Origin of the sequence: Bacillus sp. AFS001701 (assembly GCF_002559405.1) — a bacterium.
Lineage (GTDB): Bacteria > Bacillota > Bacilli > Bacillales > Bacillaceae_G > Gottfriedia.
In genome coordinates this window covers 1-5,261 of record NZ_NTZO01000413.1, presented here as the reverse complement: position 1 = coordinate 5,261, position 5,261 = coordinate 1, and the positions used below count along the sequence as shown (strand labels likewise).

At 31.7% G+C, this 5,261-nt stretch carries 3 protein-coding genes; all 3 read right to left on the bottom strand.

The window, feature by feature from the left end; all coding sequences use genetic code 11:
• Positions 1-449 precede the first annotated feature (449 nt).
• Positions 450-3,533: an MMPL family transporter gene (locus CN514_RS20295; protein WP_098234140.1), complete on the bottom strand. Its 3,084-nt coding sequence runs from the start codon at positions 3,531-3,533 to the stop codon at positions 450-452.
• Between the two features lie 21 nt (positions 3,534-3,554).
• Complete coding sequence (locus CN514_RS20290; protein WP_098234139.1) at positions 3,555-4,067, bottom strand: MarR family winged helix-turn-helix transcriptional regulator; 513 nt, start codon at positions 4,065-4,067, stop codon at positions 3,555-3,557.
• Positions 4,068-4,262: 195 nt separating this feature from the next.
• Positions 4,263-5,174 carry a DMT family transporter gene (locus CN514_RS20285; protein WP_098234138.1) on the bottom strand — a complete coding sequence of 304 codons (912 nt, stop codon included), beginning with the start codon at positions 5,172-5,174 and terminating at the stop codon, positions 4,263-4,265.
• Positions 5,175-5,261: the final 87 nt, after the last annotated feature.

The window sequence follows — 5,261 nt, the reverse complement described above, 5'->3', positions numbered from 1 at the left end:
TTTTAATAAATTTTTTATATCTCCTATAGAAAAGTTAAAACCTTCTTTTTCGAGTATTTCCGAAGCTTCTTTTACCAATTCTTGCTCTATATCTTCTTGATTAAATTGTTCATCATTCATAAATAATTTCCCCTATATAAGTAATTATTCCCACTCTTATTATCTAATAATTCTGAATATAAGTAAAGTAGTATGGTAAAATTTCATATTGTCCAATTTCTACATACTTTATAACAATCCTAGACTTTACAAATATAAACCATAATCCAAAATCCAATCATTGTATATTTCATATAAATGTTTGTTCTCGTGCAAATTATACTAATATCTCGGATCGTTATTAATTATCAACATTTACCCTAATCTGAACCAGAATCTTAATTAAAAAAAGCCGAACCTACTATTATTTTAATAGTTAGTCGGCATTTTTCAATTAACCTATTATTCTATTAAATTACATGTTTTTCTGTATCAACATTAGCTTCCTTATTTCTTGAAAATAAATTAGCCAATGCTTCTGGCAATGCAATCATTGCTGGTAAGAAGATCGGTAATAATATAAAGCAAAGGACTACTAGACCAGTTATTACCGCTATTGCTAATTCAAACAATAAAAGGATTCCAGAAGGCATAAGTGTAGCAAATGTACCTCCAAGTATGATTACCGCTGAAATAATTACTCCACCAGTATGTTTAGATGCTAATACGATTGCCTCTTTCGGTGACAAATGAGTATATTCCTTAAATCTCATCATTAGGAAAATACTATAATCCACTCCTAAAGCGACTATAATGATGAAAGAGAAAAACGGAACAAATGAAGATATTCCTTCATATCCTAGCAAATCTATGAAAATATAATTGATCATAAACATAGCGCAGTAGTATGCCCCTAAAAGTGAAGCAGTGATAAATACTGGTGTCCAGAATGATTTTATCACTAGGAATAATACTAGTAATACCCCTATAATAACGATTGTAGTTGTTTTATTTAGGTCACTACTCAAAATATTGTTCATATCATTTGTTGTTGCACTTGGACCCGAAACACCTGACTTTACAGTTGAAAGTTCTGTGCCTTTAAGTCCACTTTTAACAGCTGAATTTATTTTATTGATCGTATTTAAAGATTCTTTTGAATATGGATCATTCTCCAAAACAATTGTTAGCTTTGTAATCTTTTTATCTTTTGACATAAACATGTCTATTGATTTTTTAAAGTTCTCGTCAGCCAATGCTTCTTTTGGTATAAAGAAAGTTTTATTAGAATTATACTGAGTTAAGAAATCATTTGTCTTTCCTAATCCGTCAGATATTTTCTCTAACCCACCGTTTACATCTGATAGTTTTTCTCCGAAAGTACTAAAGCCATTGATGCCAGATACTAGCTGTTGCTGACCTGATTTCATTTGACCAAGTCCATCTGATACTTTATTCATATTTGTGACAATTTTTCCGATTCCAGATGATGCATCGCTCAAGCCACTTTCAAGTTTTTTCAAGCCATCAGCCATTTGAGTTAAGCCATTACTCATACTAGAAAGATTACTATTTGCAGTAGCAAAACCTGCAGTTACAGCATTATAATTCTCATTTAAAGCTTTGATTCCTTCTGGTGTAATTTGATTTATTGAAGCGACTGTTTGATCAATTGTTTGCTTTAATGATTGGTAATTTACATCATCTTTTGAATTCGAATAACTACTACCTAGTGCTGTCACCATTGATTGCATTTGAGAAATTGCGCCTTTTAAACCAAGCAGTGCTTGTGCTGATTCTTGGTAATGAGTTCCTAATTCTTTATAACCCGATTGCATTTTCTCATAATTTTTTGCTAATAATGATACACCACTACTCATTTTTCTTAGATTCATTTCGATCGTTGCTATACCACTAGAGATCGTTTGAGAATTACTAGAACCATTTCCAATCCCTGCTTGAATTTGTTTTAAACCACCACTTAATGCTGTGACACCATTTTGTAGTTCTGTTGTTCCATCTACCATTTGGCTAACTTTTGAAAAATCCGCTGATCCTAGTTTATCTTGGGCTAAACTTAATCCGTCATGTATTTCGTTAACTCCATCTTTTGTTTTTGAAATACCATCAGTCACTGTACCCATTTGGCTATCAACATAAAAACTATCAATTTGTTTACTTTCAGGTTGTGTTACTGAAGATACTTGCTTAACACCATTTATCTTCTTAAGTCGTTCAGTAACATTATCAATTACTGCAAGTGATTGATTATTATCAAGCGCTTTGCTGTTTTCAATAACGACTGTTGCAGGCATTGCCTGACCTTTACCAAAATGATCTGAAACGATATTAAATCCTTTTGATGAAGGATATTTATTACCCAATTCTCCAATAGTATCAAAGTTTAGCTTTTCTTGGTGGAAATATACCATAGGAGTTAAAATCAATAGTATTACGACAATTGTTATAATCGGTTTCTTTATGGCAAAAGCAGACGAATTACCAAAAAATTTATTTTCCTTGTGTCCCCCAACATTTTTAGATGGCCAGAAAAGTTTTTTTCCTAATACCTTCATAATAAATGGTGTTAACGTTAAAATTTCTAATAATAATATACATACACCTATTACAACTACAACACCTGATTTATAAATTGGAGATTCTGCGAATACAAGTGCAAGGAACGCAATAAACACAGTTAAAATACTATAGGCAATTGTTTTACCAGCCGTTTTATATGTGTTTACAATTGATTCATCAACTGAATGTCCAAGTGAAAGTTCCTCTTTGAAACGATTAAAAAGGAGAATGTTGTAATCAGTACCAATCCCAAAAAGAATAAGTACTAAAAGCATTTGAGTAAGACTAGTAATCGGAAATCCAGCTTTATCGATTAATTGGGCAGCTATTCCCATTGAACATAGATAAGAAAATGCAACCGCAATTAATGATACAAATGGTGTAACGATTGATCTAAACGCAAGAATAAGTACGACTAAAATAAAAATAACTGTCAATGCAGCACTTTTTTCGACTCCTGCTTGCGAAGCTTTTAAATAATCATTATTGATAAAATCTTCACCACTTAGATAATATTCAACTGGTACTTTACTTAATTTATTATCTATTTGTTTTTTAATATCATCTATTTCTCTTCCGTTCTTATCTAGCTTATAGCTCACCATTAGTGTGGTGCCATCTTTTGAGACTAATGAACTTTTTGCATTTGGAATACTAAAAGGATCAATGATTTCCGAAATTCTAAGTTCTTTACTACTATCTCGTATTCCTTTAACAGCATCACCAATTTTTTCCATTTCATCATTTGAAATTTTATCTTTATCATAAAAAACAATCAGATTATTCGTTCCTTTTGCAGTATCCATTTTTTTGAGGATATGATCAGCCATAACAGAAGGTGAATCACTATTCGCTCCTTCCTGCCCCTTATTCCGCAGAATTGCATTGATGTCAGGCTGAAGAACTGTTAACAATACTGTAGCAATTAACCAAATTGAAAAAATAATCCAACGACCCTTTATGATTTTGTTCACACGGTCCCCTCCTTCATTAATTTATTTCTCTTTTTTTTCTTTTTCATCATCAAGAAAGTACAATACGTCAAAGAATTCATAATTATCCATTCCATCTGTCTCCATCTTTTTCTTAACAGCTGTAACTAATAATTTCATTCCTTTCTCTACAATCTCTTGTTCATCAGAGTCTAGAAGACTTAATGCACTATTTAATGACTTATTTGCAATTTCAGTAATGCTATCATGTATTTCATCTGCAATATTTTCAGGTAAAGAAATCTCCACGAACCGTTTATCTTTTGGATTAGGGGTTTTCAATAAAAGGCCTTTTGTAGTCAGGCGCTCAACAATATCTGATACAGTACTTTGCGTCATTTTAAGATTTTTAGAAAGTTGTTTAATACTCATTGTTTTATGAGCATACACCTCGCCAATAACTCTTGCTTGTGGAATTGTAACTCCATGTTCCTCCGAATGCTTTTGAAGACTTTTCATTAAAAAACGCTGTAAAAAATCGATTGATTCACGAATAAATTCTGGTCGTTCTACCATTTAATCCCTCCAACAAAATACTTCAAAGTAAAATACATCTTATACGATATATCGCACAAGATTTATATTATTTGTCCTAACTGCATTTGTCAATTTAAATACATATAATCATTCCAGCTAGTCTTAAGATTCGTAAATTTAGGTAAATTAGCCAATAAAAAAAGCAGTTGAGTATTTCAACTACTTTTAAATGTTTCATGCTTTTTTCGAGTTATATTGAAGCGTCGTTTTTTGCTTTGGTTCCTTAATCGATAAATACACTGCTACAACAATTAGAATACTTCCTATGAAAAAAGAAGGACTAATTTCTTCATTTAATAAAAAATAGCCAAAAATCGTACCAATTAATGGTTGTAAAAAGAAAAATAATGATCCTGTGGAAGTATCAATAAATTCAAATCCTTTGTTCCAAAGATAAAAGGCACCTGCTGTTGAGATTGTTCCTAAGAATATGACACCCATCCAAATCCAACCATTTGATGGTAAGTGGGTAATGTGTTTACTTTGTTCAAAAATCGTAAATGGTAATGTAAAAATTACGCCAAATACAGTCGCCCAAGTTGTTACGGTTAATGATGAATATTTACTAGTCTGAACTTTACTTAAAACTGTATATAATGCCCAAGTAATGGCTGCACCTACTAGTATGAGATTACCAAAATATGCACCTAAATTTGATCCACCTTTTGGTAATCCTATTACAACGATTACGCCAATTGTTGCTAAAATTAACGATACTATCTTACGGCTATTTATTTTTTCTTTTAAAATAAAAAATGCAAATAATGATATTAATGCAGGTGAAGCTGAAGTAATTAAAGAGCCCATTGCTGCGCCTGAAAGCTTAGTACCAACAAACTGGAAACCAATCGAGCCAGTATACCCGACTAAAGCAATAACTGAGAGAGGAACCAAATCTTTTTTATAAATTTTCCAGCTTTTTTGGAAAAGACTAATTACTCCTAATGTTAATAATGCTAAGAGAAATCTCATTTCTAGTAATAACCATGGGGAAATACTATCCAATACTACTTTACTGACAACATAAGTCATACCCCAAATACTTGCGGCCAATGATAAATACAATGCTCCTTTTAAGAAGTTCATTTCATTCCCATCTCCTACTATTTATTCCAATCATTTTTCGAAAGTCCAAACATAATTTCGGTTACATATTGGCCTTTAAAATATGAA